The sequence below is a fragment of the Prosthecobacter sp. genome (genome assembly GCF_029946185.1).
Lineage (GTDB): Bacteria > Verrucomicrobiota > Verrucomicrobiia > Verrucomicrobiales > Verrucomicrobiaceae > Prosthecobacter.
Window position 1 is genome coordinate 1 of record NZ_JAQSEA010000169.1, and the last position, 25,449, is coordinate 25,449.

Consider the following 25,449-nt stretch of genomic DNA (forward strand, 5'->3'; position numbering starts at 1 on the left):
CGGCGCGCCCCCGCATCAGGACATGTATGATTTGAAGATGGACGCGCCGCTGGAGATCCGCGGCCCTTATAAACCCATCAAGACCGCCGTCCCCGGCATCCACATCTCCGAGCACGCACCGCGTCTCGCCAAGATCATGGACAAGCTGGTGCCCATCCGCAGCATGTACGGCTCCCCGAACGGCGCGCATGACAGCTTCATCTGCTACACCGGCAAGGCCCCGCCCGCGAACGGTGGCGGTGCCCCGGTCGGACGCCTTTCCGATCCGCCCTCCTTAGGTTCGGTCGTTTCCAGGCTCAAAGGCCAGGCTGATCCCGCCATGCCAGCGTTCATCGGCCTCGCTCCGAAGGCCGGACATCCGCCTTACGGATCGCCGGGGCATCCCGGCTTCTGTGGCAATGCGCATGCCGCCTTCCGCCCGAACGGAGCAGGCATGGATGACCTCCAGCTCAATGGCATCACACTTGATCGTCTCGAAGACCGCCGCTCGCTGCTCACCGGCTTTGACAAATTCCGCCGCGAAATGGATTCCAGCGGCCTCGTCGGCAGCATGGACGCCTTCAATCAGCAGGCTCTCAATGTGCTGACCTCCAGCAAGCTGCTCACCGCGCTCGATTTGAACCAGGAGAAGCTCAAAACCCGCGAACGCTACGGCAAGGGCGACTCCAAAAACTACGGCGATGGCGCTCCGCTCAATCTTGAGCACTTCCTGCTCGCCCGCCGCCTCGTCGAAGCTGGCGCACGCGTGGTCACACTGAATTTTGGCCGCTGGGACTTCCACGACAACAATTACCCGCAACTCCTCCGCCACCTGCCATTGTTCGATCAAGGCATGAGCGCCCTTGTTGAAGATTTGCATGAGCGCGGACTCGACAAAGACGTCGCCGTAGTCGCCTGGGGCGAGTTTGGCCGCACTCCGTTCATGAACAAAGACGGCGGTCGTGACCACTGGCCACGCGTCGGCGGTGCCTTGCTTGCTGGCGGCGGACTGAACACGGGACAGGTCATCGGAGCCACCGACAAACTCGGCGGCGAACCCACCGAACGTCCGGTCCATTTTGGTGAAGTCTTTGCCACGCTCTACAAGCACATGGGCATCGACGCCGTTAAGACCACGCTCAACGATCTGACCGGTCGTCCGCAGTTCTTGACCGATGGCTGGCAGCCGATGCCGGAGCTGATTTGAGGTGGAAGGTGTCTTGCCCCTGCCCAGTGCAGGCGTATAGTCTCTCCATGTATCCGATCAAAACGACCATTCCAGAAGGCTTGGTCCTCAATGAAGGGGATGAAGCCGATCTGCGAGTGGTGGTCCAGGACGGGATAGTGGTGGTGACCAAGATTTTGCGGCAAAAGTCTGCTGCGGATGCCGCTACCCCTGATCACAAGATCAAGCTGGGTGTCTGGAACCGGAAGTAGGCCGTTTGGAAAGGCTTGGCGACAGCCTGCGTATTTGTAGGCGTATGTCCTTCCCGCATCCAGCGCATCCCGTCTCCCGCCGCGAAGTCATTCAGGCCGGGGCGGTGGGTTTGCTCGGCCTCGGCATGAACCATCTCAGCGCCCTTCAGGCGATGACGGCTGCCACGCAGCCGCAGCGTGCGAAGTCCGTGATCTACATCTTCCTTTCCGGCGGACTCGCGCAGCATGAAAGCTTCGACATGAAGCCTGACGCCCCCATGGAGATCCGTGGCGAGTTCAAGCCCATTCGCACCCGCACCCCCGGCCTGCACATCTGCGAGCACCTGCCCAATCTCGCACGCATCTCGGAAAAGTGGTCGCTGGTGCGCTCGCTCACACATGGCAGCAGCGATCACTCGCTGGGCCATCACATCATGCTCACCGGTCGCACCGATGCGCCGCTGGGTTTTGATCCATCGAAGCCAAAAAAGTCCGACCATCCCAGCATGGCAGCACTGGCCACCGCACTGCTGCCAAAGCGCAAAGACAACCTGCCGCCCGCCATTGTTTTGCCAGACAAGCTTGTGCATCGCGAAGGTCGCATGCTCGCCGGACAGTTTGCCGGCACGCTCGGTGCCCAGCATGACCCGTGGTTCCTGCAGATGTCGCCTTACCATCCGAAGCACTACGGCGCTTATCCGAAATACCTCTTCCATCACGAGCGCGGCTTTGAGACGGATCCCTCCCTGCTCTTCCAGGCCCCGCATCTCTCGTTGCCGCAAGGGCTCACGATGGATCGCGTGATGGACCGCGTCTCATTGCGCAATGCCTTGGAGCAGCAAACCTCGGATCTCACCGCATTGGCCGGTGATGAAGCCTTTGATTCCACCCGGCAGGCGGCCATCGGCCTGCTGAGCAATCGCAAGGTGCATGACGCCTTCAGCCTGGAAAAAGTCGATCCCAAGATGCTCGACCGCTACGGCCGCCACAGCTACGGCTGGTCGCTCCTCATGGCCCGCAGGCTCGTGCAAAGCGGCGTGCGCATGGTGCAGGTAAATCTTGGCAACAACGAGACCTGGGACACGCATCAAGCCGCTTGGGGCAATCTGAAAAACTACCTGCTCCCGCCGATGGATCAGGCCGTGAGCGCCTTGATCGAAGACCTCGACGCCAGCGGCCAGTTGGATGAAACGCTCATCATCATGGGCGGCGAATTTGGCCGCACGCCCAAAATTAAGAGCATCTCCGCCACCGCCCTGCCGGGTCGCGATCACTGGGGCCACACACAAAGCGTCCTGCTCGCCGGCGGCGGCATCAAGGGCGGTCGCGTGATCGGTGAAACCGACAAGATCGGCGGTTATCCCGTCAGCGATGCCCAGACGCCCGAAAATCTCGCAGCCACCATTTATGAGGCCCTCGGCCTCCCCAACGATCTCATGTGGCATGACTTCACCGGTCGTCCGCACACCCTCTACATGGGTTCCCCCATCAAAGGGCTGGCTTAGTCGCGCCTCACTTCCCTTCGCGCTCCGTCTTCGCCGTCACATCCACGCCATCAGACGTGATCTCGATGTTCCCATTCCAAGCCGTCACGAAAACCTTCGTGCCCAGCGGCTCAAACTGATCCTTCAATTTGTCCCCAGGCGATGGCACTTCGCTGCCTGCATAAAAGGCGAGGCACGAGGCGATGGCGAATTTCGGCTTCGTGGCGGTCACAAACTCAGGATGGGTGTTGAAGCCATGATGCGGCGCGGTAACGACCGTGGCTTTGAGTCTTTCAGGCGAAGTATGTTCCAAGACGTAGCGCTGCCCGGTGCCGTAGGCGTCACCGGGAAAGAAAAAGACGTTCTTGCCATGTTGAAGGCGTAGAAAGAGCGAGTTCGTATTCAGCAGGCCATGCTCGGTGATCTTCGCGGGATCGGTGTCGGTGTTGTGCATTTGTTTCGGTGGCGAAAGCACTTCCACGGTCAGCTCAGGACCAAAGTCGAGCGTGTCGCCCTCGGTGGCGGTGATGTATTTCGCACCGCGTTCCTGCGCGTGCTGGCGTATTCGGCTGTAGGCCAGCGCAAGACCGCGTGCCGAATAACCTGTGTCCACAAAGGTCTTCACCGGCAGGTGGTCGAGCAGCCAGAGCGCACCGCCGTAGTGATCGCCATGCGGATGGCTGATGGCGATGCCATCGAGCTGTGTGATGCCACGAGCTTTGAGAAACGGTTCAATGGTGTCGCGACCGGCATCATATTTGTCCGACTGATGGCCGGTGTCGATCATCCACGTTTTGCCGGAGGGCGTTTGCACCACGATGGCCAGCCCATGCTCCGGCATGCCAAGGTAGGTGACGATGAGCTTGCCGTCGCTGGCGTGCAGCGTGGCGGCGCAGAGTAAAAGCAGCAGGTGTTTCATTCGTGTTTGAGTTGGTTCCATCCCTTCTTCGGCTGCGGCGGTAAATCCCGCCATTCGGGCACCAGCGCGATGGTTTGCTCCATCAAATCGGCGCACTGTTCCGCAATCGTGACCAGCGTGTCGCGCATGCCCGCCGCTTCCGCCATTTGAATCATCTGCGCATGCTCCAGCCCACCGCTCACGCGTTTCGCCTCCTCGCTGTCGCGTTGCACGTCTCGGAGCACGTCTTCTGTGTGATGCGGCAGCCAGCGGCGATTCTCCACGAGCACCGCATTCAACAGCGGCTGCAGTTCCGGCTTCCAGCCATCGTCGAAAACTTGTCCAAGCCTACCCCTCTTCCCAGCAATGCGCATGTAGTGTAATTGGATGGGCTCCACAGGCGTTGCCGCCATGTCGCGGAAAGTTTTGACCCAGTCGATGCCCAGTTCGCCGCCAATCGTGTGATACGTGAACTGATCCTGCACCACGCGGTTTCGCGGGGTGTAAACACCATCCAGCAGATGCATGCGGATGCCCGGCTGCACGGATTTGATCAGCGAATCGCCCACAATGTGAACCATCCAGCCCAGCGCATAGGCCAGGCCGCGCTCGCTGGTCATGTCATCGCGGATCGCCAGCGCGCAGTAGTCGGCCAGATGATCCCACGGCACACCCAGGCTAACCTCCGCTGCCGACCAGCCGAAGACGAGATGCGAGCGGCCATAAAACAGACCATGAATCTCTTTGGGCCGGTAGTTGCGCCCTTCATGCTCCAGTGCCCATTGCTTCACCGCACCACCCGTGAGCGGACTTTTTCCCAGCGGCACGGTGCCAAAGCCGACCTCGCGTCCGGTGTCCACACACACGGCTTCAGGCATGACCTGAATGTCGCAGCCGAGATAGGCAGCACAGAGAAAGCTCGGCAGATGCCGCTCAATGATGGGCGACACCGCCAGCCCGCGTCCCTGCGCCGCTTTCGCCGCGAGGATGCCATACATCGTGTGCCCGATCAGTCCGCTCATGCTGCCTAACAACGCTCCACTGGCAAGAGAGCTGTCATTGTCTGCGTAGGTTAGTGGTCCCTCATCATTCATGCTCAATCTCTACTCACATCCCAGCGGCGGCTATTGCGATGGTGTGTCGCGTCGAAACTTCCTCAAGATCGGCGGGCTTGCCATGGGCGGGCTGTCGTTGAATGATGTGCTGCGTGCCGAGTCCGCGCAGAAGACAGGCAAGTCGCACAAGGCCGTCATCATGATCTTCCTGCCCGGCGGCCCGTCGCATCAGGACATGTTCGACATGAAGCCGGACGCGCCGAGCGAGATCCGCGGCGAGTTCAAACCCATCTCTACCAACGTCCCCGGCATCCAGATTTGCGAGCATCTGCCGCGTCTCGCCAAGATGATGGACAAGTGCACCCTCATCCGCTCGCTGGCCGACTGTGATGTGCGCCACGATGCCTTCCAGTGTCTCACCGGCCGCAACTCCAAGCAGCAACCTCCCGGTGGCTGGCCTTCCTTCGGCTCCATCGTCTCCCGCTTGCAGGGCAGCGCAAATCCCGCCATGCCGCCCTTCGTCGGTCTCGCGCCAAAGATGGGCCACATGGAATGGGCGCGCACCGGTGAGCCGGGCTTCCTCGGCGTCGCGCATGCGCCCTTCCAAGCGAATCGCGGCGGTGGCACGGGAGACATGGCGCTTCACGGCATCACGATGGATCGCCTGCGCGATCGCAAGTCACTGCTCTCCAGCTTTGACAATCTGCGTCGTGACATGGATGCCACCGGCCTCATGGGTGGCGTCGATGTCTTCAATGAGCAGGCGCTCAATGTGCTCACGAGTCCGAAGTTGATCCAAGCCCTCGATTTGAGCCGTGAAGATCCGCGCGTCGTCGCGCGCTACGGCAAAGGCGAAAACCGCAACCGCGACGACGGCGGTCCTCGCTTGCCCGAGCACTTCCTTGCCGCGCGTCGTCTCGTCGAAGCCGGCGCACGCGTCGTCACACTCGCCTTCAGCCGCTGGGACTACCATTCCAACAACTTCGGCCAGTTGCGCGAAGACCTGCCGCTGCTCGACAGCGGACTCACCGCCCTCATCGCCGATCTGCACGAGCGCGGTTTGGACAAAGATGTCTCCGTCGTCGTCTGGGGCGAATTTGGCCGCACGCCATTAATCAATGCCAAAGGCGGCCGCGACCACTGGCCGCGCGTCGCCTCCGCACTCCTAGCCTGCGGCGGCATGCGCCACGGTCAGGTCATCGGTGCCACCGACAAACAAGCGGGCGAGCCCACCGAACGCCCCGTCGCCTTTGGCGAAGTCTTCGCCACCCTCTACAAGCAGATGGGCATCGACGTGACCAAAGCCACCCTCACCGATCTCACCGGCAGACCGCAATACCTCGTCGATGGCCATCTTCCGATGCCAGAACTGGTGTGATGGATCGCATGCCTCGTACCAAGATCTTCTTCGCTGTCCTGGCGCTGTTTATCGCTGTCTTCGTTCTATGGGCCCGTTTGGGGAAAACATTCCCTGAATGGTTGTCCATTGTCGTGTGCTTTTGGATGTTTTTGGCTGGCCCTGTGGTGTTGTTCTTCACAGCGCGGCAGGCCCGTGATGAAATTCACTTTGAAAATCCGCGCGGGTTCATCGGCCTGGTTCTGCGAGTGTTGGTGGGCACACCGCTAGGCTGTTTCGGCGTTGTCTGCCTAGTGACCGGTTCTGCTGTGATTGCGCTCGCGACATGGTCTGCATGGGCGAAAGCAGACTACAGCATGCTCAAGAATGTGCCGGGGCTGCTTGTCTTTGCTGGAATGTCTGCGTTCGGGTGGTTCGTCTTGCGGCATGCAATGCGGGGTGAAGGTCTGACATGGAGAGAAATCGAAGGATTCAAGCAGGCCCGGATCGACGCCCTTCTACATCCAGACTGGGCGTTTTACGCGGAGCACTTGGCGCGGCCGATTCCTGAGGCATTGAAAAAAATTTACGAAGTTCCTCGCCAAGTGCAGGCCTTCCCATGCCTTCGAGGCATGGAGTCGGAGGAACACTCGATTGAGTTTGAGCCTCTCCGCCGGGACTACTGCGTGCCTGCCGCGGAAAGCGATCTGCCTTACGACATCGTTCCTGTCGCGATAGCCGATGATCAGAACTGGATATTCCTGAAGCCAGGCAAAGATGAGAGCGATCAAATTTTCATGGCGGACCCCGAGGAGCCTGGGGACATCCTGATCCTGGCAGATTCTGTGGAGGCATTCCTTGCCGCACTGACTTGGGAAAACGAGCCTGGGTCAGACTCATGACTTGAAAAGGACCGCAAGGTGCCCCGGGCCGTTCCTTGGGCCAAGTGAGGGACTTTGCTTCCCAAGACAAGATTCGCATTCGAAGTCCGTAGGTTCTCCCTGTCATGATCTTCTCACGTCTCATCCTCATCGCCGCTTTATCAGCCACCGCACCTTGTTTCGCGGCGGAAGCTCTGCGTCCGCTGAATTTCGCGAACGACATTATGCCCATCCTCACCAAGGGCGGTTGCAACGGCGGCGGCTGCCATGGCAAATCCGGCGGGCAGAACGGCTTCAAGCTCTCCCTCCTCGGCTTTGAGCCGCAGGAAGACTACGAGCACATCGTCAAGGAGGCGCGCGGACGCCGTGTGTTTCCCGCAGCGGCGGAGCAGAGCCTGCTGCTCACCAAAGGCGCCGCGCAGCTCCCGCATGGCGGCGGCAAGAAAATCGATCCCAAGTCCGAGGACTACGCCGACCTCGCACGCTGGATCCGCGAGGGCATGCCCTACGGCAAGGACAGCGATCCCAAGATGGCAAGCATCAGCGTCGAGCCTGCCAAGCTCACCATGCCCCTCAAAGCCGCGCAGCAGCTCAAGGTCACCGCACACTACACCGACGGCACCACCCGCGACGTCACCAAACGCGCTCTCTATGAAGCCAACGAAAAAGCGATGGCCGAGACGAATGAAACCGGCCGCGTGCAGCTCTATGATCTGCCCGGCGATGTCGCCGTGATGATCCGCTATCAGGGCAAGGTGTCCACCTTCCGCGCCACCGTGCCGCTCGGCGCTCCGGTGGACACACTGCCCGCCTCACGCGGGTTTGTGGACGACCTCGTCTTCGCGAAATTGAAGACCATCGGCATGCCACCCTCCGGCATCGCTGACGACGGCACCTTCATCCGTCGCGTCACCCTCGACATCACCGGCCGCCTCCCCACCGCCGCAGAAATGAAGGACTTCATGGCCTCCAAAGACGCCACCAAGCGCAGCGCCCTCATCGACCGCCTGCTCGACAGCCCGGACTACGCCGAATACTTCGCCAACAAGTGGAGCGCCCTCCTGCGCAATCAGCGCACGCAGCCCATGTATGCACGCGGCAGCTACCTCTTCTACTCGTGGATTCGCGACAGCATCGCCGACAACAAACCTTACGACAAGTTCGTGCGCGAAGTCGTCTCCGCCTCCGGTGATCTCGACCAAAATCCCCCTGTCGCCTGGTATCGTCAGGTCAAAGACATGAAGCAGCAGATGGAGGACGTCGCGCAGCTCTTCCTTGGCACCCGCATGCAGTGCGCGCAGTGCCATCATCATCCCTTCGAGAAGTGGAGCCAGCAGGACTACTACGGCTTCGCCGCCTTCTTCAGCAAAGTCAGCCGCAAGCCTTCGTCCTTTGCCACGGAGGAAATGATCTTCAGCAAACGCGGCGTTGCGCAGACCACGAACATCCGCACCAAGGAGGCCGTCACTCCCACCAGCCTCGGCGGTCAGGCCTTGAAGCTGAAACCAGAACAGGATCCCCGTCAGGCGCTCGGCGAATGGATGAGCCAGAAGGACAATGCATTCTTTGCCCACACCTTGGTAAATCGTTACTGGAAGCACTTCTTCAATCGCGGCCTGGTCGAACCCGAGGACGACATGCGTGAGACCAACCCTCCGGTGAACCCCGAACTGCTCAGCGCACTCGCGGCGGATTTTGTGAAGAGCGGCTACGATTTGAAGCAGCTCATCCGCACCATCGCCAATTCCACCACCTACCAGCTCAGCGCCATTCCAAATGCGCACAACGCCAAGGACCGTCAGAATTTCAGCCGCTACTATCCGAAGCGCCTCAACGCCGAAGTCCTCTACGACTCCGTCAACACACTGCTCGATACCCAGACCACGTTCGCCGGTCAGGCCCCCGGCACACGTGCCGTCGCCCTGCCGGACAACAGCTACAACCAAAGCACCTACTTCCTCAGTGTCTTCGGTCGTCCCGACTCCTCCAGCGCCTGCGAATGCGAGCGCACCCAGGAGGCCAGTCTCGCCCAGAGTCTGCACCTGCTGAACGCGGCCGAAATCCAGACCCAGCTTTCCCGTGGCAACGGTCGTGCCGACACCCTCACCAAGGACACACGCCCCGACGACGACAAGATCACCGACCTCTATCACATCGCCCTCAGCCGCGACCCCAACCCCGCCGAAGTCAAATTCGCCCACACCCATCTCGACAAGAAAACCTCAGGCAAGGCCGGCGACGAAGCCTTGAAAGGCAAAAAGGAAGCCTACGAAGACATCCTCTGGGCGCTGCTGAACACGAAGGAGTTTTTGTTCAATCACTAAGCGCCCGCATCATGCCTTCCTCCCATTTTCAGTTCTCAGTTCTCGGTTTACAATTTGCAGTTCTGCTGGCCTTCGCTGCCCCAGCGCTCTCTCAATCCACCTTCCCATCTCCGACACTCATCTCCATCTCCCCGCTCGGCGGCAAGCCCGGCTCCTCAGTCGAGCTCACCCTGCGCGGCGCTGATCTCGATGGCCCGCAGTCCATCCTGCTTAACGAGCGTGTCATTCCCCTCAAGAGCCTCAAGCCAAACATCTTCAGCATCGCTCTCCCTGCGGACCTCAAACCCGCGCTTTACGATCTCCGCTTCGTCGGCCACTACGGTGTCTCCAATCCGCGTGTGTTTGAAATCAGCGCACTCGACTCCATCACCTCCCCGGGGACAAACGCGAAGCCCGACCAAGCTCTCAAAGTAGCCGTCGGTTCCGTCATTCAGGGCGCCTTCAAATCCAACTCACCGCAGTGGTTCACCTTCGAGGCCAAAAAAGGCCAGTCCATCATCGCCAGCTACGATGGCCATCGTTTTGACACCCGCACCGAAATCTCCGGTGCCATCACCAACACCAGCGGCAAAGAGATCGCTCGCATGCGCCATGGCGTCATGCCCTTCGTTCCTCCCGCCGATGGCACCTATCGCCTGCGCCTCAATGACCTGATGTACCGTACTGGCGATGATTATGCATTCCGTGTGACTCTGGATCTGATGAAGCTGGCCCCCTTGTCGGGCTCTCCCTATGGGCCGCATCCCGTGCCTCCCATCAGCGTCAAGATTGGCGATGTCATCCGCGATCAGTTTCCTGAGCAAGGCCAGCCGCGCATGTTCGATCTCGCTTTTAAAGCGGGTGATCAATTCATTCTCGAAGTTCACTCCCAGCAGCTCGGCCACTCCACCGATCCGCATCTCGTCATCGAAAATCTAAAACCCGACGGCACTCTCACGCCGCAGGCGGAAGTCGCCGACGCACCCGCCATCACGCCAGCGCCGTACCTCGCTTTCGTAAATCGAGATCCCTCCTACGCCTACGTGGCCAAGGCCGACGGCACCTTCCGCATCTCCATCAACGACAACTCCGCCACCATGCAGCCCTACGAGCTGCGCATTCTCAAAGAGACACCCAAGCCCGCGTCTCTCATTGCCCTCAATCCCATCCTGCCCGGAGCCAAGGCCAAGGGGGCCGAAATCGGCAGCGCCAACATCCCACGCGGAGGCATCGCCGCCCTCGAAATCATCGCCCCCAATCGCAACGCCCTGAGCGAACCCATCGAGCTCAAAGCCGTCAAGCTCCCCGCAGGCGTCACCTGCCTCGGCGGCTTCATCGGCAAAGGCCAGTCACTCGGCTACATCGCTTTTCAAGCCAGCGCCGATGCCCCTGCCGGAGCCAGCATTCTCAGCGAGATTCCGCAGAGCCACTACGCGAGCTTCGCCGTTGCCGACGCCGCCCGGGACAACACTCTCTCCCGCACCACTGGCTCCCCCGCTCTCGGCGTCAGCACGCAGCTGGCCCCCGCTTTCGTGCAGACGGAGAAAACAGACATCCTCGAAGTCGCCGCCGACGCCAAGCTCGACATCGCCCTCAAAGTCACCCGTCATGCCGACTTCACCGACGCCCTCAAGCTCAAAGCCCTCGGCCTCATCGACGTTGCCAAAGCTCCTGAAGCCGACATCCCTGCCAAAGCCGCCGCAGGCAAATTCACCCTCGATGTGAAAGCGCTCAAGCTCGCCCCTGGAGACTACGGCTTCATCCTTCAAGGTCCCGCGAAAATGAAATTCCGTCGTGGTCTCGAAGAACTCAGTGCCGCCGAATCCGCCGCCAAAAAAGCAGCTGAAGCTCAAGCCGCAGCCAAACAGCAGCTCGCCACCGCCAATGCCGACGCCACGCCCAAAAAGGCCGAACTCGTCAAAGCCGCCACCGCCGCCCTCAAGTCATCAGACGCCGCCAAAGCCACCGCCGACAAGCTCGTCAAAGACCTCGCCGCGAAGTCTGCCGCCAAAGAAGCCACCTTCATCGTCTATTCCAATCCCATCCGCATCCGCGTGAAGGAGGTCGCCAAGAAATGAGAATCATCCTTCCACTCGCCATTCTACATTCGTCATTCGTCATGGCCGCATCGCCAGCGGCCATCGACTACGACCAGCAAGTCCGTCCGTTTTTGAAGGACAACTGCATCGCCTGCCACAACAAGACCACGACCAAAGGCGGTCTCAACATGGAGACGCCCGAGCTCATGGCGAAGGGCGGCGAAAGCGACAAAGGCATCATTCCCGGCAAAGGCGCGGACAGCGTCATGTATCAGGCCGCTGCACACACCTGGGACTCCGAGATGCCGCCGAAAGGCAACAAAGTCGGCGCAGTGAATCTCAGCGCGGAACAGCTCGCGCTCTTCAAAGCCTGGATTGATCAAGGCGCGAAAGCCTCACCCAAAAAAGTGCAGGTCATCGCATGGGAGCCGCTGCCAGCAGGCTTGCAGCCCATCTACGCCATCGCCGTTGCACCGCAGGGTGACTTTGCGGCAGCTGCCCGGGCCAATCAGATCAGCATCTACCATCTGCCCACGCAAAGTCTCATCACCAAGCTCACGGACGAAACCCTGCTCAAATCCGGCCTCTACAAGCAGCCCGGTGTCGCCCATCGCGATCTCGTGCAGGCGCTCGCCTTCAGCCCAGACGGCACCCGCCTCGCCACCGGCAGCTTTCGCGAAGTGAAACTGTGGAAGCACACAACACCCGCAGCTCCCGCCCTCGCCCCTTCAGCCAAACTCACCGCGACACAGGAAGCCGACAACTCGATCAAACTGACCGAAACCACCGGTGGCAAACTGATCGCCCACATCAAATCCGACCTCACCGCTGAGCAGGCTGTTGCTCAGCACAGCCTCACCGCTGTGCGCGCGGCGCTGGAAGTAACGTATCAAAACGAAGCCATCAAAAAAACCGAGACCAATGCCACCGAGCAGACGAATCGCCTGAAGAAAGCCAACGAGCTGGCCGAACTCGCGAAGAAGGCGCTCGAAGATAAGAAGAAGGACATCAAGCCCAAGTCAGACGCCAACGCCGCTGCGGAAAAGGGCGCAAAAGAAATCGCCGATCAACTCGCCAAGATACCACAAGACAAGCCCGACGCGGCATTGGCCAAAAAGAACACCGAAGCGCAGGAAAAAGCCACCAAGGCAGCCGCGGATCTCAAGCTCGCGCAGGAATCTCTCACACGTGCCGAAACCGCGATCACGGATACCGCGAATGAAATCAAACTCGTCACCGAAAACGAAAAGAAAGCCAAACTGGCCGTCCTGGATGCCAAGGCACATCTCGAAGTGGTGAAGAAGGCAGCAGTGAAAGCGAATGCGGATCGTGACCTCATCGCCAAAACAATCACAACAGGACTCAAGAAGGCCAAATCACTCCAGTTCTCCGCAAATGGTCTCGAACTCATCGCCGAACAGGAAAGCGGTCCGCCGCTCGCCTGGAGCACTGTGAATGGCAAGCCCATCGTTCCCGGTAGCACCAGTGGGACTTGGACCCTAGAACGCACCTTCGGCACCGGCGATGGCGAATCTCTGATCACCGACCGTGCGAACAGTCTCGCTTTCAGCCCCGACGGTAAAACGCTTGCCATCGGCAGCGGCGAGCCTTCTCGCAGCGGCGACATCACCCTGTGGGATGTGGCGACGGGCAAGCTCACCAAGAACTATGCCGAACGCCACCTCGACAGCATCTTCGCTCTCGACTTCTCGCCTGACGGCAAGCTCCTCGCCTCTGGCGGCGCGGACAAAGCTCTGCGCATCACTGACTTGAGCACCGGCAAAGTCGTGAAGGTTTTCGAAGGCCACACCCACCACGTCCTCGGCGTTTCATGGCGTGCTGATGGCCGCCTGCTCGCCAGCAGCGGTGCCGACAACGTCGTTAAAGTCTGGGATTGGACCACCGGCGACCGCCGCAAGAGCGTCGATGGCTGGGACAAGGAAGTCACCGGCATCCACTACCTCGGTGCCGCCGATCAGTTCGCCACCAGCGCCGGCGACACCAAGCTCCGCCTCATCACCAGCGACGGCGGCGTGGTGAAACAATTTCCAGGTGCCACCTCCTTCCTCCAATCCCTCGCCACCACCCGCTCCGGCGATGTGGTGCTCGGCGGCGATCAAGACGGCATCGTCCGCGCCTGGGATGTCGCTACCGCGAAAGAAATCGCTGTTTTCAAACCCTGAGAGGTGCAATCCGCGCGCAGGGTGAAGCCGGGAGAAAGGATGCAGCAGGCGCTTCGTTTGCTTGCTGTATTCATTCCCACCTCCAACCCATCATGCGCACCCATCTTCTTCCCGTTCTCGCTGCAGCCCTTCTCGTTCCCACTTTTGGCAAAGCAGAAATCACTGTGAAAAGCGGCGAGAAAATCGCCTTCCTCGGTGACTCCATCACAGCAGGCGGCTGGGGCATTCCCGCAGGCTATGTGCGTCTGGTGATCGCCGGTCTTGAAGCCAATGGCATCAAAGCAGAGCCTGTGCCCGCAGGTATCAGCGGTCATAAATCCGATCAGATGCTCGCACGCCTCGACAAGGACGTGCTGAGCAAAAAGCCGCAGTGGATGACCCTGAGCTGCGGCGTGAACGACGTCTGGCACGGTCCGCGCGGCGTGCCTCTCGATGATGCCATGACGAAGAGCGGCACGTACGATGACAAGGTCGCCGCCCGTGGCACCTACAAGAAGAACATCACCGCCATCATCGATCAGGCGCAGGCCGCAGGCGTGAAGCCGGTCATGCTCACGGCCACCGTGATTCAGGAAAATCTCGACAGCAAAGAGAACGGCCTGCTCGCGCCCTACAACGCCTTCCTGCGTGATCTCGCCAAGGAAAAGCATCTCCCTCTGGCAGACCTGAACACCATGTTTCAGGAGCGCATCAAGGCCGAGAACAAGCCGAACGTGAAAGTCCTCACCAGCGATGGCGTCCACATGAATGTGGAAGGCAACAAGCTCATGGCCATCGGTGTGCTGCAGGCGCTCGGCCTCAATGCCGCCGAACTCGACAAAGCCAAAGCCGCCTGGCAGCCGCTCGAAGTCGCCGGTATCATGGCCGCGCAGAAAGCTGCAGAAGCGAAAGCCAAAGCTGCCGCTGAAAAGAAAGCCAGGGAAGCAGCCGCCAAGGCCAAAGGAGTCAGCACACCGAAGTAAGCATGAAGTCATTCCTTTTCACCACTCTGCTGCTGGCTCCGCTGGCGGCCTTTCATGCAGCAGACACTCCCACGCCGCGTGATGACGCCGCATGGCTGCGCGAAAAAGGCCACATGATCTTCCATGACGCCTTCGAGCGTGAGGAGGATGGCAATCTCGCCAAAGCCATCGGCAATGGCTGGAACAGCGCCACGGCGGATCGCGTGCCGAAGACCAAGATGGCCGATCTCGATGAGGGCAGCTTGAAAATAGCCAGTGCCTCCAAAGAGGCAAAGCATGCCGCGCATATCCACCACGAGGCCGGATTCACCGATGGCGGCGCGGTGATCCGCTTCCGCTTTCCCGGCCTCTCACAAGGCGAATCGCTGCAGCTTGGCTTTGTGGACCGCGAATTGAAAGGCGTTCACGCCGGGCATCTCTGCTACGGCATTTTGAGTCAGAGCAGCATCACGCTGATCGATCACAAAACCGGCACCATGAACCTGGAGGTCAAAAAGAAGCGCGATGACTTCCTGGCCCGCAAAGTAAAGCCGCCTGCTGAGTTCGAAGCCCTGCTCAACTCCAAGAAAGTGGTCGTCCCGTGGAAGGCCGACCACGAATGGCATGAACTCGTCCTCGTCACCGAGGGTGACGAAATGCGCCTCAGCCTCGACGGCAAGGTGATCGGCAGTCATCACTCGGAAGGATACGCCCATCCCATGAAACGCTGGTTCAGCTTCTTGGTGCCCAATACCGTGTGGATCGACGACGTGAAAATTTGGAAAGTGAAGTGATGCGCTGCAAAGCGATCGCCATGCGCCATCTGGCAAAGTATCTCCCGGCGCGGAAGTAAGGCGGAGTGGCGGCGTATGGATCACCAACCATGAAACTCATTCTCCTCGCCACTCTCGCTTGTGCCGCCACCGCGTTCGCCCAGAACGTGAAGTCCGGCATCCCCTACGTCGAAAACGGCCATGCACGTCACGTGCTCGACATCTACTCGCCACCCAATGCCAAAAATCTCCCTGTCGTGTTCTGGATCCACGGCGGCGGCTGGACTCAGGGCGACAAGACGGATGTAAAACTCAAGCCGCAGTGGTTCATGGACAAAGGTTTTGTCTTCGTCTCCACCAATTACCGCCTGCTGCCCGAAGTGGACATGGGCACACTCACCCGTGATGTCGCCAAAGCCTTCGGATGGGTGGAAAAACACATTGCCGAATACGGCGGCGATCCCAAGCGCGTGCTCGTGGGCGGCCACTCGGCCGGAGCACAACTCGCCGCCCTCCTCTGCACCGACGACCGCTACCTGAAGGCCGAAGGCGCGGCCTTCGACTGCCTCATCGGCTGCGTTCCTGTCGATGGCGACACCTACGATGTCCCTGCCATCATCGAAACAGCAGAGACACGGCGGCGCGTGCACGGGCAGGAGCCGCCCAAGAACGGCCACCGCGAAAAATTCGGCAACGATCCCGCGAAGCACAAAGACTTCTCCGCCGTGACGCATGTGGCCAAGGGCAAGAACATCCCGCCGTTCTTGATTTTCCACGTCGCCGCGCAGCCGGACAATTCCGCTCAGGCCGTTCGTTTGAGCAGCCTGCTCAAATCGGCAGATGTTCCTGCCACGGCCTTTGCTGCCAAAAGCACCGATCATTCGAAGCTCAACAACGACCTCGGGCTTCCCGATGATCCCGCGACGCAGGCGCTGACCAAGTTCATCGGCCAGATTCTAAAACCCTGAGGCGCGCATCATCCATGCGCTGAAGCTTAGACGCCTTCAATGATCTTGTTCAGCCGGTCGTTGAACTCAGGCAGCGGCAGGCCGTTGTCTTCCACCGTGATCCAGCCGTTGTAACCCACATCATCCAGCGCCTGGCGCATCTTCGGCCAGTCGATGCTGCCGTCACGCGGATGCACAAACTTGCCGCTGTGGTTGTCCGGCGCGAGCGCGTAGTCCTTGATGTGAATCTTCTGGATGAGTCCACCCAGCGTGTGAATCCAGTCATGCACCGGCACAAGGTACTTCACGTGGTTGCCCACGTCATAGTAGGCCTTCACAAACGGATGATTGAAGGACGCGACAAAGTTCTTGTGCAGGTCGGGGCGCACCCACAGATTGTTCCAGACGTTTTCCAGTCCGATGATGACATTCAGCTTCTCCGCCAGTGGGATCAACTTGGTCACCTGCTCTTTCGATCCGTCCGTTGATTTGTTTTGCAGTGCCATGTAGCGCTCAAACGGCGTGTTGTCGCCCTTCACCACGCGGCTGACGTGTCCCGTTTTTTCATCGAACTCGATGTCAAACTCCCACGGTTCCGGCATCTTCACCGTCGGTCCGCCCACTCGGCAGGGCACCAGCAGGATCGTTTCTGCACCCAGCCAGTTCGCGGTGCGCAGCGCCTGCTCCGTCACGGCATAGCTCGCCGCCACCCGTCCCGGATCATCGCTGTTGAACTCCGCCCAGCCACGCAGCACCGAGTGGACTTTCAAACCGATGCTCTCGACGAGTTCGCGCGCCTTTTTGGCCTCCGTTTCATCATCGAAAAGATGTGAAACCTCCACGCCATCGAACCCCGCTTCCTTGAGCTCGCGCAGCGCCTTCTCCTCCGGTTTCCCGATGATCTTGGCCTTTTTGATCACCGTCTTGAACGCAGCCGCCTTCGCAGATGAAAAGAGCGACAGCGAGGCGGCGCCTGTACTGGCGAGGAATTGACGGCGGGAGGAAGAGCGGGCGGTTGGTTTCATCAGTTAAGCCAAACGCTGCTGCTGCATCACATGTTGCCATGCGTGTACGCATTGCCACATCGCAAGGCATTGAGAGTTGCTAACTATTTGCTGGGCAGGAATGGCACTCGGTTAAGCCCATGTTTCGTCCGCATTGCCGCCAGGCTCTCCGCACCAAAGGTGCGGCGGACTCAGCCCAGGGCGCGGCGAGGAACGAGCAAGCCCTGGGTGACCGCGCCAGCCCTCCGGGCAGCAAACCCAGGGCCTTCTGCACAAACCGCGTCCGCCAGCAGCGTCCTCGACGCTCCGCCGCCGCCGCCCAGCGTCCGTAGGCTTCCAAGATCCATGATGGATGCCCTTAACCGAGCGCCATTCTTGCTGTGCAGGCAGGAGGCAGCCGGAAAAGTTTGCTTGCATGCGCACGGCATTTTTTGCCATGCTCCACACATGTTCCGACTTCTCGCTTTTCTCTGCTTTATCTTTTCCGTCACTCTTCACGCCGAAGATAAACGGCCAAACATTCTCTGGCTCATTGCCGAGGATTTTGGTCTGGATCTAGGCTGTTACGGCGCCAAGGAAGTTTCCTCTCCAGTGCTGGATGCTCTCTCAGCCAAGGGAATGCGGTTCACACGCTATTACACCACCGCACCCGTCTGCTCGGCCAGCCGCTCAGCATTCAACACCGGAATGTATCAAACGACAATTGGCGCACACAATCACCGCTCGCATCGTGATGATGGCTATACTTTGCCTGAAGGGGTGAAGTTGATCAGCGAGCGCATGCGCGAGGCGGGTTACTTCACGGCAAATTTGAAAGAAATGCCCAAGGAGGCGGGGTTCAAAGGCACCGGCAAGACCGACTGGAACTTCGAGGTGCCTGCCAAGCCGTTTGATTCATCCAATTGGGATGACTTGAAACAGCACCAGCCCTTTTATGCGCAGCTCAATTTCTCGGAAACGCATCGCACCTTCCACGCTCCACCCTATGCTGACCCCGCCAAGGTGGAAATACCGCCCTACTACCCTGACCATGAAGTGACGCGCAAGGACTGGGCGGAGTATCTCGATGCCGCGACGGACCTGGACCGGAAGATCGGTAAGGTCATGGAACTGCTCCAACGCGACGGCCTGATGGAAAATACCGTCATCTGCTTCCTCGGCGATCACGGTGCCGCACATGTGCGCGCCAAGCAGTTCTGCTACGAAGAAGGGTTGATCACGCCGTTCATCATGAGCTGGCCCTCCGGCATTCCCACCCCCGCTGGTTATGAAGCCGGTAAAGTCAGCGAGCGTCTGCTGATGTCGATCGATCTCACCGCCACGTCCCTCGCATGGGCCGGCATTGCAAAACCGAAGGGCATGCAGGGGCAGGTGTTCATGGGAGCGAATGCAGAGCCACCACGCGAGTACGTCTTCGGTGCGCGTGACCGCTGCGACATGACGGTGTTTCGCTTTCGCACCGTGGCGGATGCGCGCTATCGCTACATTCGGAACTTCACGCCCGACCGGCCCTTCCTCCAGCACAACGCCTACAAGGAGAAGCAGTATCCCGTGTGGAATCTGATCAAAGAACTCGCCGCGCAGGACAAGCTGACGCCCGCACAAGCCCTGCTGGCAGCGCCGACGATGCCCGAGGTGGAATTGTACGATTTGCAGACGGACCCCTTCGAGATCAACAACCTCGCAAAGTCGAACCTGCCTGAGCACCGCGCCGCACGCGAGCGGCTGAGTTCAGTCCTAAACTCATGGATCGAGCGGACGAACGATCAGGGGCGCATTCCAGAGCCGGAGGAGGTGGCACGAAATGAAGGCCGCACAAAAGCGGCACCACCGGCGAAGCAGGGCAAGGGAAAGAAGAAAAAGGAATGAGCAACGAATTCAGAATGACGAATGAGCAGCCCCCGCCATCCTCAAAGACGTGAAGCTGCTCCCCCACCATCGTGCGCATGATGCACGGCACCTCATCCAGCGCTGGCGCCTGCTCGCACGTACCGCTGGCTGCCGGGTCAAGACCTTGTGCAAGGCTGGGGACCTGCCAGTGATCGTGCTTGAATCGCCAGCCGCACAGGCGGGAGACCCCGCGGCCTATCTTTCCACCGGAGTGCATGGCGATGAGGCCGGCTCAGCCTGGGGCCTGCTCATCTGGGCGGAAAAGCACGTGAACGAGATTAAACGCGGGTCATTCCTGATTGCCCCCTGCCTCAATCCGGTCGGCCTCTTGCTGAATACTCGCGCCGATCATCGCGGCTTCGACATCAATCGCCGTTTTCACGACTCGGCAGATGAAATCTGCGGGCCATGGCAGCAGTGGATCACCGGGCGGGCCATGCGCTTTGGCCTCTGCCTGCACGAGGACTACGACGCGCAGGGTGCCTACCTCTATGAGCTCAATCACTCACGCCAAACGGTGGGTCATGAAATCATCGAACGCTGTGCCAGCGTGATCGCGCCTGATCCGCGAAAAAACATTGAAGGCCAGCGCGCCAACCGTGGCGTGATCCGCCGCCGCACATTGCCTACGCACCTGCCTGGCATGCCTGAAGCTATTGAGCTGCATGTGCGCGGCTGTCCCCTGACACTGACCTTTGAATCGCCTTCGGAGTTTGATCTCGACAAGCGGGTGCAGGTGCAGGTGAAATTCGTGGAGTCGGCATTGGCCGTTCTTGTTTAACGATGTACACCTCACTCATCCATCGCTTGCTTATGTTCTCAGTTTTCGCCGCCTTATCCAGCTGCGCCTCAGTGAAAAAAATGACCGCAGGCCCTGCTGAGTTGCGTGCCGAAGACTGGGTGAGCTACGATGGCAAAACCATGCCATGCAAAGTGTGGCCGGTGCCTGCCGGCGTGACTCCACGCGGCGTGGTCATCGCGGTGCATGGCCTGAGCGGCGCGAAGTCCGACTTCTGGTATCTGGGCGAACAACTCCCTCCGCACGGTTACACCGTCTATGCCTACGATCTGCGCGGGCAGGGGAACGATCCCGTGGCGGCCGAGCGCGGCGATATTATAAAGGCCACCGCCTGGCAGCGCGATCTGGCAACCTTCCACGCGCTGGTGAAGCGCAGTCATCCCAAGTCACCGGTCTTTTGGTACGGAGAGAGCCTTGGCAGCCTCATCTCCCTGCACACAGCAGCCGATTTGCTCGGGAACCGGTCTGATCCCGACGGCATCATTCTCGCCTCACCCGTAGCCGGGCTGCGCGTCGCCCTGAGTGGCTTCAAACGTTTCCTGCTCGAAACCGCCGCCAAGCTCTCCCCACGCTCACGCTACACGCTCGGCGATCTGGCGGGAGTGGATGAATCCAAGATCAAAGTCACGGCAAAATCTACGCATGGCGGTCAGATGGCGGTCACTCCACACCACGTCAGCGCCTTCTCGCTGCGCCTGCTCTCAACCATCGGCGGCATGCTCGATGCGAATGCCGAGTCAGCTCATCGTTTGCAAATGCCGGTGCTCTTCGTCGCATCGCCGAATGATGTGCTGTCTTCAGCCGATCAGATCCACGCCCTGTTCGCCGAAATCCGCAGCAAGGACAAAAAACTGCTCTGGTACACCCGTTCCTACCATCTCCTGCTGCATGACGTCCAGCGCGAGGAAGTCGTGCACGATGTGACGCACTGGCTGGACCGCCAGGTAGAAGCCATCCGCCGCTGACCACCATGACTCTCGAACATGCCATCCAGGATGCCCTAAGCCGCAGCGAACTCCCGCTGAAGGCAGCGGAGGTCACCAAGCTCGTCAAGCCCTCGGTGGGGCGCACCGCCACCCCCAAAGCCGTGGCCGCAGCATTGGAAGCACTGGCAGCAGCGGGCGCACTGAACCGCATTGTCGCAGGCACCCGCAGCAAGCCCCTGCCTCTCTTCACACCCCACAGCCCCGAAGCCGCCGCCGCCGCTTTCGTAAAGTTCTGGGTGCACCCTGCCAAAAAGGAGCAGCAAGCCGTGAAGTTGAAAGCAAAGCTGCCGTTGGGCCTCCAGCCTCTCTTTGAGACCGCCCTCGCTCAGCTCGTCGCCACCGGCGCTGCATTTGTGCTGCCGGGTGGCAAACGGCTCGTCTATGCCCGCAAGCCACAGCCTTCCGATCTGCTGGATGCCACGCTAAAGCGTTCCCTTCAAAAGGTCCTCCACGCCATAAACAGCGTCCGCACCCCGCCTGCAACCTTGGAGGATCTGATCGCATGGCTGGACGCGGCCCCGCCGCCATTAGACTCCATCAGCCTGCCTACCGAAGCAGACCTGCGCGCCTGGTATGATCTCGACCGCCTCCGCTCCTCCACGGTGATGATCCCCATTCCCCAGACCTTCACCCGTTATAAGGCATGGGCGGCAGAACACGGAGGAGTCGCGGATAGTCAGGTTTTACGAAGTTTGATTGAGACTCTTTACAACAATGGGCATCTCCTGTTAGAACCTTGTGAAAGGCCCCAAGACCTCCCGGATCACGATCGTGCCCTGCTTGTTCCCATGGCTCTCGGCCCACCCGGTTACTCTTGGTGCTGGATTTCTTGATCCCGCTCCTCACACACTCGCGAATACTGAACTGATTCCTAGACCATGCCCTCCTACGCTGACCTGAATCCCTTCATCTCCACAAGCGTGGGCGAAAATGAACTGTGGAATGCAGCCGCCTTTCTCGACGTTCCTTACATTCACTCCGTTCAGTCTGGCACGTTGCGCATCGCGGTAGATCAGGTGCGTGCCCAGCACCGCAGCCAGGTGCGTTTTGTACGGGGCGCTGGCGGTTCGGGCAAATCCCATCTCTTCTCGCGGCTTCGGCGTGAGTGTGCGGACAGTATTTTTTATGCCTACGCACCGAATCCGCCGCTGCAGCCGGAGGCCTTGGAAAATTTCATCCTCACACGCGTCGTCGGCAGCATGCGCCATCCCGCCCGCAGCAAGGAGGGCAGGGAGGCTCCCTACAGTCAGTTGCGCCTGCTCGCCTATGCCCTGCTCAAACCGGTGGTGGAGCAGAATTTCACCTTTCCTCAACTGCACGAAGCCTGGGCGGGAATCAGACTTGAGACCCGCAAGGACCTGATCCATCACGCCATCCAGCTTCTCGAAGCCGAGCACCCCATGGTTCCGCGCAGCGTGTTGCGCTGCCTCCTCAATGTCTTGCGTGACGACAAAGAGCACCTCGCCGCGCAGTGGCTTTCAGGTGCCGCCTACCTCACGGAGAATGAGCTGAAGTTCCTCGGTGTCCCAGAACCTCTGGCTCGTGCGGAAATGGGCGGCGTCATTCAGCTTTTTGGCAAGCTGGCCTCACAGGTCGGCTCACCCGTGGTCCTGGTGCTCGACCAGCTCGACCTCGTGGTCACCCAGCCTCAGTTTGATGAGATGCAGCGCCTGCTCTTTGCACTCATCGATCAAAGTGAAAACTGGGTCGTGCTCATCGGTCTCGTGGTGGAACGTTTCGCCGCATGGGACGCTGCCCTCTCGCAGGCGTTGCGTGGCCGTGTCGGTGTGCCGGACTCAAATGCACCCCTCGGCTTCCGTCTGCCCGTCATCGACATGCTCCCAATCGCCAACGAGCAAAAGCGCCTCCTTCTCAACTGCCGGCTCGAAACCCCCGCACTCATCGCGCTGCGTCAGAACGACGGCATCACCTCAGCCATTCATCCGCTGTTGGATGAAGACGTGGCCCGGCTCACCACCGGCGGCGCAATCTTCCCACGCCATCTCCTGGCCGCTGCCGCAGAGGCCTATGCCATGCGCACCACCACCTCGGCGCTGCCACCCGAAATCGTCGCCGCCGTCGCAGCGCAGCCAGTCCCTGCCGCAATAACCCCGGTGGCCGTTTCGGTGGTGGATGAAGAGAATGATTTCCCGGTGCTCGCGGCCATACCAATGCCGACACCAGCACCGCCGCGGCCCCTGCCACCTCCTGCGGCACTCTCAGGCTCCAAGACAAGCCTGGCGCAGAAAGTGGATGCGCTGCTCCAGCAGGCCATCTCAGCCGCCAAGGCCGACACCTCTTCACCCAGCGCCATCGATCTTGGCGAACGCGCACGCGATCTCATCGATCTCATGGTTGCCCCTCCGGTTACGATCAGTGAAGGCGACATCCATAAAACCTACGACAACTTCGACGGCTCCGACCGCTGGTTCGAATGGGGCGGAGGCAAGGTGCGCATCGTCACCAGCGACTCCATGCGTGGCAGTTTCATTGCCGTGCTGGAGCGCATCAAGGAAGCCTGTGGCGATACCCTGCTGCTCCGCAATGACATCGCTCCTGTTTCCGGCCAGCTCACCATGGAGCTGCTCAACGCCTTCAAAGCGAAAAACACCTTCCATCACATTCCCGCAGCCGAGGCCGCCATCTTGGCTGCGCTCGCACGCATCCTCGCCGCCCAGCGCGAAGGCTCCTACGATCAGTTCGCCACCGAACCACCTGCGACGAAAGACAACGTGCTCGCCGCCTTGCGCGCACACCCCCTTCTGCGTGAACTCAAACTCTGGGACATGATTCAAAAGGTTCAGGCACCAAAACAGGCACCTCCCGGCCCGCATCAGTCTTCCGTGCTCTCATCGATCATCCGGCCCCCGGCTCCACCCATGGCCAAACCACCGGTGATCCCAAATGCTGGGCTCTCCGCAGTGCCAGGTGCGAAGCCCCCACCCCCACCTGCATACACGGGCGCCATCAAACCGCTCGCCAGGCCGCCTTCCGCACCCATTTCAAAACCCATCGCTAAACCGCCCGCTCCACCCATGATGAAGCCGCCCACAGGTGTGGCGCGTCCGCCCATGTCCAAGCTGCCGCCTCCATCGCAAGGCAACGCCGCCTAAGCAGATCCAAAACCACTGAAACAGGTGTCACAGCCTTCATAAGGTAGCCCTGTTCATGCGGAACAGGAAAGTCCTTGTTGCTCAGCAACAAGGCTGCTTTTTGAACCTTCGAAGAGATCTAATAAATCAGTCTGCGGAAGTTCTGCACCCGGTGGAACGTGATCAAATTCCCATTATGCGCTGAATGCGCATGCTCATTACCACTCCGGCTCACAATGCAAAGATCCTCACCATCAATGCACATCGCCGCATAATGCCGCGACTCTTTCGGCGTCTCCCCCTGGCACACCAGACCCGCAAAGCACCAGTCGATCATGTTCTTCGAAAAATGCAGCACCAGACGCTGCCTCTCATTGTCCGGCAGCCCCCACCGCTCCGGCGGCAGACGCTCCGGCCGCGTCATCGAGTCAGTCGATTGCGAGCTAAGCAGCCAGTAGAGTTTTGTCTTCACATCCCACTCCACATGAAAACGCATCTGCCCGCCAGGGCAGGGGGCATACAGCATCGGCGTGCCAGCCGGCGTCTTCACCACCGACGTCGTCATGCTGCCATCCTCATTCTCCTTCACTTGCGCGATGGCCGCATAGTTCGTCATGCCCGTATGCGCGCGCATCCACAGGTGAAAAGTTTTCCCTTCAGGATCGCACCACACATGGTCGGGATCCGTAAACTGCACCACATTCGTCTCCAGCCACCCAAGCGGCGCGATGCCACGCCCCTTCGGCGGCACCAGAAAAGTCACCTTCTTCCGATCCACCGGATAAAACGGCAGCCCAAACGCATTTGGCATCTGCGTTTCAGGTGCGTCCTCAAACACCAGTTCACTGGCAAAGGTCCAGTTCGCACGGTCCGTCAGATCAGCATCCGCCCTCGCCCGCATCAGCACCGGCGCGAGATCCGCCACCTGCCAGCCCTGAATGCCTCGCTTGGGCGCATGCTTCTCCATCACAAGATACACGTTCCCCTTCGCAAACAGAACATTGCATGCGGACTGGTGCCAGATGCCCGTGTCATTGAGGAACTTCCGTTCACTCCACGTCACGCCGCCGTCATCGGAACGCACGATGCCCACCTGCTTGCCACGTCCAAGGATGTACACCGTCTTCCCCGCAACAAACGGTCGCGCAAAACTGAGATCGAAATTCGCCCGATGCACCCAAGTTTTGCCGCCATCATCACTGGTAAGGATACGGGACTCATGAAACGGCTTCTTCTCGGGAGTCACCGCCTTTCCCGCAGAGGAAACTTCATGTGTCACAACCATCCTTCCCGAGGGCAGTCGGCAAATCCCCGGCGTATAGCCATAGATGCGCGCCGGATCTGGCGAAGTCCAGATCGCGACATGATCTTGCGCCAGCGGCCTGAATTGAGCCGCAAGCGGCAGCGCGATGGCAGCGAACAGTATGAGGAGGCGATTCATGA

The 25,449-nt window shown here is 60.0% G+C and carries 20 protein-coding genes; 16 read left to right on the plus strand and 4 right to left on the minus strand.

The annotated features are described in order from the left end of the window. The 3 genes from PSV43_RS14800 to PSV43_RS14810 all read left to right on the plus strand — a co-directional run. A partial coding sequence (locus PSV43_RS14800; RefSeq protein WP_300198733.1) for a DUF1501 domain-containing protein occupies positions 1-1,186 on the plus strand: 1,186 nt, incomplete at its 5' end. A 47-nt stretch (positions 1,187-1,233) separates the two neighbouring features. Then, positions 1,234-1,416: a hypothetical protein gene (locus PSV43_RS14805; RefSeq protein ID WP_300198735.1), complete on the plus strand. Its 183-nt coding sequence runs from the start codon at positions 1,234-1,236 to the stop codon at positions 1,414-1,416. 44 nt (positions 1,417-1,460) lie between these two features. Continuing rightward, entirely contained in the window at positions 1,461-2,900 is a 1,440-nt protein-coding gene (locus PSV43_RS14810; RefSeq protein ID WP_300198739.1) for a DUF1501 domain-containing protein, read from the plus strand. Positions 2,901-2,907: 7 nt separating this feature from the next. On the opposite strand, the gene PSV43_RS14815 is transcribed toward PSV43_RS14810, so the two are convergent. Both PSV43_RS14815 and PSV43_RS14820 read right to left on the minus strand, forming a co-directional pair. Beyond that, on the minus strand, positions 2,908-3,798 hold the full coding sequence (locus tag PSV43_RS14815) for an MBL fold metallo-hydrolase (RefSeq protein WP_300198742.1): 891 nt from the start codon (positions 3,796-3,798) through the stop codon (positions 2,908-2,910). After that, complete coding sequence (locus PSV43_RS14820; RefSeq protein WP_300198745.1) at positions 3,795-4,799, minus strand: hypothetical protein; 1,005 nt, start codon at positions 4,797-4,799, stop codon at positions 3,795-3,797. The genes PSV43_RS14815 and PSV43_RS14820 overlap by 4 nt, the downstream gene beginning before the upstream one ends. Positions 4,800-4,869: 70 nt before the next feature. On the opposite strand from PSV43_RS14820, the gene PSV43_RS14825 reads away from it, so the two are divergent. From PSV43_RS14825 to PSV43_RS14860, 8 genes are all read left to right on the plus strand, one after another. Further along, complete coding sequence (locus PSV43_RS14825; RefSeq protein ID WP_300198747.1) at positions 4,870-6,210, plus strand: DUF1501 domain-containing protein; 1,341 nt, start codon at positions 4,870-4,872, stop codon at positions 6,208-6,210. A gap of 8 nt (positions 6,211-6,218) precedes the next feature. Then, the gene (locus PSV43_RS14830) at positions 6,219-7,070 is read left to right on the plus strand and encodes a hypothetical protein (RefSeq protein ID WP_300198749.1); all 852 of its coding nucleotides are present in this window, start codon (positions 6,219-6,221) and stop codon (positions 7,068-7,070) included. 104 nt (positions 7,071-7,174) lie between these two features. After that, positions 7,175-9,373, plus strand: coding sequence for a DUF1549 and DUF1553 domain-containing protein (locus PSV43_RS14835; protein ID WP_300198750.1), 2,199 nt, complete (start codon positions 7,175-7,177; stop codon positions 9,371-9,373). Between the two features lie 11 nt (positions 9,374-9,384). Further along, entirely contained in the window at positions 9,385-11,430 is a 2,046-nt protein-coding gene (locus PSV43_RS14840) for a hypothetical protein (protein WP_300198752.1), read from the plus strand. Beyond that, positions 11,427-13,574: a c-type cytochrome domain-containing protein gene (locus PSV43_RS14845; RefSeq protein ID WP_300198754.1), complete on the plus strand. Its 2,148-nt coding sequence runs from the start codon at positions 11,427-11,429 to the stop codon at positions 13,572-13,574. The genes PSV43_RS14840 and PSV43_RS14845 overlap by 4 nt, the downstream gene beginning before the upstream one ends. 92 nt (positions 13,575-13,666) lie before the next feature. Then, positions 13,667-14,536 carry a GDSL-type esterase/lipase family protein gene (locus PSV43_RS14850; protein ID WP_300198757.1) on the plus strand — a complete coding sequence of 290 codons (870 nt, stop codon included), beginning with the start codon at positions 13,667-13,669 and terminating at the stop codon, positions 14,534-14,536. Between the two features lie 2 nt (positions 14,537-14,538). Then, positions 14,539-15,309 (plus strand): hypothetical protein, encoded by a 771-nt coding sequence (locus PSV43_RS14855; protein WP_300198759.1) that lies wholly within the window; start codon positions 14,539-14,541, stop codon positions 15,307-15,309. Positions 15,310-15,398: 89 nt separating this feature from the next. After that, the gene (locus PSV43_RS14860) at positions 15,399-16,256 is read left to right on the plus strand and encodes an alpha/beta hydrolase (protein WP_300198762.1); all 858 of its coding nucleotides are present in this window, start codon (positions 15,399-15,401) and stop codon (positions 16,254-16,256) included. Positions 16,257-16,282: 26 nt separating this feature from the next. On the opposite strand, the gene PSV43_RS14865 is transcribed toward PSV43_RS14860, so the two are convergent. Next, on the minus strand, positions 16,283-17,260 hold the full coding sequence (locus tag PSV43_RS14865) for a sugar phosphate isomerase/epimerase family protein (protein WP_300198765.1): 978 nt from the start codon (positions 17,258-17,260) through the stop codon (positions 16,283-16,285). 426 nt (positions 17,261-17,686) lie between these two features. Here PSV43_RS14865 and PSV43_RS14870 point away from each other — a divergent pair, with 426 nt between their 5' ends. From PSV43_RS14870 to PSV43_RS14890, 5 genes are all read left to right on the plus strand, one after another. Further along, positions 17,687-19,108, plus strand: a complete 1,422-nt coding sequence (locus PSV43_RS14870; RefSeq protein WP_300198768.1) for a sulfatase — start codon at positions 17,687-17,689, stop codon at positions 19,106-19,108. Between the two features lie 49 nt (positions 19,109-19,157). After that, a complete protein-coding gene (locus PSV43_RS14875; protein ID WP_300198771.1) occupies positions 19,158-19,910 on the plus strand; it encodes a M14 family metallocarboxypeptidase in 753 nt (250 codons plus the stop codon). An 80-nt stretch (positions 19,911-19,990) separates the two neighbouring features. Next, entirely contained in the window at positions 19,991-20,893 is a 903-nt protein-coding gene (locus PSV43_RS14880; RefSeq protein ID WP_300198774.1) for an alpha/beta fold hydrolase, read from the plus strand. A gap of 5 nt (positions 20,894-20,898) precedes the next feature. After that, positions 20,899-21,747 (plus strand): hypothetical protein, encoded by an 849-nt coding sequence (locus PSV43_RS14885; protein ID WP_300198777.1) that lies wholly within the window; start codon positions 20,899-20,901, stop codon positions 21,745-21,747. 45 nt (positions 21,748-21,792) lie between these two features. Next, a complete protein-coding gene (locus tag PSV43_RS14890) occupies positions 21,793-24,027 on the plus strand; it encodes a hypothetical protein (RefSeq protein WP_300198780.1) in 2,235 nt (744 codons plus the stop codon). A 118-nt stretch (positions 24,028-24,145) separates the two neighbouring features. On the opposite strand, the gene PSV43_RS14895 is transcribed toward PSV43_RS14890, so the two are convergent. Then, positions 24,146-25,447 (minus strand): sialidase family protein, encoded by a 1,302-nt coding sequence (locus PSV43_RS14895; protein ID WP_300198783.1) that lies wholly within the window; start codon positions 25,445-25,447, stop codon positions 24,146-24,148. Between the last annotated feature and the right edge of the window lie 2 nt (positions 25,448-25,449).

Bases quoted from the DNA above. Each gene is read 5' to 3' on its own strand.
- PSV43_RS14805 (WP_300198735.1), top strand. From the start codon at position 1,234: ATGTATCCGATCAAAACGACCATTCCAGAAGGCTTGGTCCTCAATGAA.
- PSV43_RS14810 (WP_300198739.1), top strand. From the start codon at position 1,461: ATGTCCTTCCCGCATCCAGCGCATCCCGTCTCCCGCCGCGAAGTCATT.
- PSV43_RS14815 (WP_300198742.1), bottom strand. From the start codon at position 3,798: ATGAAACACCTGCTGCTTTTACTCTGCGCCGCCACGCTGCACGCCAGC.
- PSV43_RS14820 (WP_300198745.1), bottom strand. From the start codon at position 4,799: ATGAGCGGACTGATCGGGCACACGATGTATGGCATCCTCGCGGCGAAA.
- PSV43_RS14825 (WP_300198747.1), top strand. From the start codon at position 4,870: ATGCTCAATCTCTACTCACATCCCAGCGGCGGCTATTGCGATGGTGTG.
- PSV43_RS14830 (WP_300198749.1), top strand. From the start codon at position 6,219: ATGCCTCGTACCAAGATCTTCTTCGCTGTCCTGGCGCTGTTTATCGCT.
- PSV43_RS14835 (WP_300198750.1), top strand. From the start codon at position 7,175: ATGATCTTCTCACGTCTCATCCTCATCGCCGCTTTATCAGCCACCGCA.
- PSV43_RS14840 (WP_300198752.1), top strand. From the start codon at position 9,385: ATGCCTTCCTCCCATTTTCAGTTCTCAGTTCTCGGTTTACAATTTGCA.
- PSV43_RS14845 (WP_300198754.1), top strand. From the start codon at position 11,427: ATGAGAATCATCCTTCCACTCGCCATTCTACATTCGTCATTCGTCATG.
- PSV43_RS14850 (WP_300198757.1), top strand. From the start codon at position 13,667: ATGCGCACCCATCTTCTTCCCGTTCTCGCTGCAGCCCTTCTCGTTCCC.
- PSV43_RS14855 (WP_300198759.1), top strand. From the start codon at position 14,539: ATGAAGTCATTCCTTTTCACCACTCTGCTGCTGGCTCCGCTGGCGGCC.
- PSV43_RS14860 (WP_300198762.1), top strand. From the start codon at position 15,399: ATGAAACTCATTCTCCTCGCCACTCTCGCTTGTGCCGCCACCGCGTTC.
- PSV43_RS14865 (WP_300198765.1), bottom strand. From the start codon at position 17,260: ATGAAACCAACCGCCCGCTCTTCCTCCCGCCGTCAATTCCTCGCCAGT.
- PSV43_RS14870 (WP_300198768.1), top strand. From the start codon at position 17,687: ATGTTCCGACTTCTCGCTTTTCTCTGCTTTATCTTTTCCGTCACTCTT.
- PSV43_RS14880 (WP_300198774.1), top strand. From the start codon at position 19,991: ATGACCGCAGGCCCTGCTGAGTTGCGTGCCGAAGACTGGGTGAGCTAC.
- PSV43_RS14885 (WP_300198777.1), top strand. From the start codon at position 20,899: ATGACTCTCGAACATGCCATCCAGGATGCCCTAAGCCGCAGCGAACTC.
- PSV43_RS14890 (WP_300198780.1), top strand. From the start codon at position 21,793: ATGCCCTCCTACGCTGACCTGAATCCCTTCATCTCCACAAGCGTGGGC.
- PSV43_RS14895 (WP_300198783.1), bottom strand. From the start codon at position 25,447: ATGAATCGCCTCCTCATACTGTTCGCTGCCATCGCGCTGCCGCTTGCG.